We start from the raw sequence: 605 nt of genomic DNA on the forward strand, positions 1-605 counted from the left end.
GGCCTCTTACGCCCAGGCACCCGCCGAGGTCGTCGTCGGCATCGAAACCGATCGCGGCTTGTGGGTGTCTGCCCTGGCCGCGGCCGGGTATGCCGTGTACGCGGTCAACCCGCTCGCTGCTGCGCGCTACCGAGACCGCCACCATGTCTCGGGTGCCAAATCCGACGCCGGTGACGCCAAACTCTTGGCCGACCTGGTGCGGACCGACCGCCACAATCATCGCACCATCGCCGGCGACTCCGCCGACGCCGACGCGATCAAGGTACTGGCCCGCGGGCACCAGAATCTGATCTGGTCCCGTAACCGGCAGACCAACGCGTTGCGCTCGTCCTTGCGCGAGTACTACCCCGCCGCACTGGAAGCGTTCGACAGTCTGCACCACAGCGACGCCATTGCCGTACTCACGCGCGCCGCCTCACCCGCCGAAGCAGCACACCTGAGCGTAGCGTCGATCCGAGCGTTACTGAAAAAAGCTGGAAGGCAACGCAACATCGAATCCCGCGCTCAGGAAATCCGGACAGCGTTGCGCACCGAACATCTCACGGCACCACCACCGGTCGCCGCTGCATTCGCTGCCACCACCCGATCCGCGGTAGCGCTGATCG

1 protein-coding gene is annotated in these 605 nt (G+C 66.1%); it reads left to right on the forward strand.

Annotated features, from left to right (window positions below):
* Positions 1-605: IS110 family transposase (locus HM984_RS18105; RefSeq protein WP_179350127.1), on the forward strand; the 605-nt coding region annotated here is incomplete at both ends.

Origin of the sequence: Winogradskyella pacifica, from assembly GCF_013403915.1 — a bacterium.
GTDB classification, from domain to species: Bacteria; Bacteroidota; Bacteroidia; order Flavobacteriales; family Flavobacteriaceae; genus Winogradskyella; species Winogradskyella pacifica.